The sequence below is a fragment of the Ruminococcus sp. CAG:57 genome (assembly GCF_000435935.1).
GTDB classification, from domain to species: Bacteria; Bacillota; Clostridia; order Oscillospirales; family Ruminococcaceae; genus Hominimerdicola; species Hominimerdicola aceti.
The window spans coordinates 1-1,215 of record NZ_FR890768.1 but is presented as its reverse complement, the minus strand read 5'-3'; the positions used below and the strand labels follow the sequence as shown (position 1 = coordinate 1,215).

At 46.8% G+C, this 1,215-nt stretch carries 1 protein-coding gene; it reads right to left on the bottom strand.

All coding sequences use genetic code 11. From position 1 onward, the window contains the following. Positions 1–1,097, bottom strand: a 1,097-nt coding sequence (locus tag QVO88_RS08650) for a PBSX family phage terminase large subunit (RefSeq protein ID WP_288177932.1), incomplete at its 3' end; no start/stop codon positions are given. Positions 1,098–1,215 lie beyond the last annotated feature (118 nt).

Here is a 1,215-nt window from a genome sequence, read left to right as displayed (position 1 = left end):
CCCGTGCCGTTTGCAACGCCCATATACTCGTTCTCATAGGCAGTGGGATTGGTTTCTTTGAGAAATTCAGCGTCATCAAGGAAAGGCTTGCCAAGCCACTTTTTCGGCACAGTTAGATAAGTGCTTTCGGTAACGAGTCTGTCCGTTCTCGGCACTTTGATGTACTTATTCGCCCAGTTCTGAGCCGACTTCGGAGGGTTGAAAGACTTGAACTTATATGCTTTCTCGCCGCCTCTTATAACAGACTGTTCTATCGTTCGCACAGCTTCTTCACCGCCGAACTGGTCAAGCTCCTCAAACCACACGATGCCGATATAGCCAAAAGGCGGCTTGATAGACTTCATCTTGTACGGGTCATCAGCACCACGAAAGTATATTTTCTGTCCTGTTGAAATGCGTGTGATCTCAAGGGGCGACTTTGTGCAGGCAAACTCATCATCAAGACCAAGTGCAGATATTGCCCAGAGTATCTGAGAATAAACGCTGTCTTTAAGAGTATTCGCCACAGCACGCAGGACGCAGGCGTGCATATTCTCGTTCTTCATCAGCAGGTCGATAACGTTCAGACCGCAGAATGAGGATTTAGTCGAACCACGTCCGCCAGGGAAAACATACTCGGAATGTTCCTGCTCTGCAATATCGAACAGGACAGGCGAGAACGTAGGAGCGACAAGGCTCGCAGGGATACCGCTGTACGCCTTATCAGGCATAGAAACAGGCTCAAGCTTTTGTTTTTCAAGCCTGAGCCTTGCGTTATCGTATTTTATCTTATGCTTGAGCATATCGTCATCACGGATAATGTCACGCAGCTCTTTCACCGCCGCAACGTCCCCTTGCTTAGCCCTTGCCATAAGAGCCGCATTCACAAGCAGCATATTATTTATGAAGTCGGGGTCAAGGCTGTTAAGGTCAATGCCCTGCTCCACGAGAAACTCATAGTCCGCCCTGGTATTGGCAGGCTGTTCAAGCAGGAAGTCCATTACCTGCTTCATAGTCTTTTTACGCCTGCGGACTTCGCCTGATTTTTTACCGCCTTTTGCACCATTTTTTCGAGCTTCACTCGAGCTTGGAACTATTAAATTCTGTTCATTCGGCATTCACCTCACCTCGTTTTTTTGTTGTTTTGGGATATAAAAAGAACTGCCACATTGTTGTAGCAGTTCAAAAAATGATATTAAGCCTCCAAATAACGATTAAGGATATCACAGTTATCAG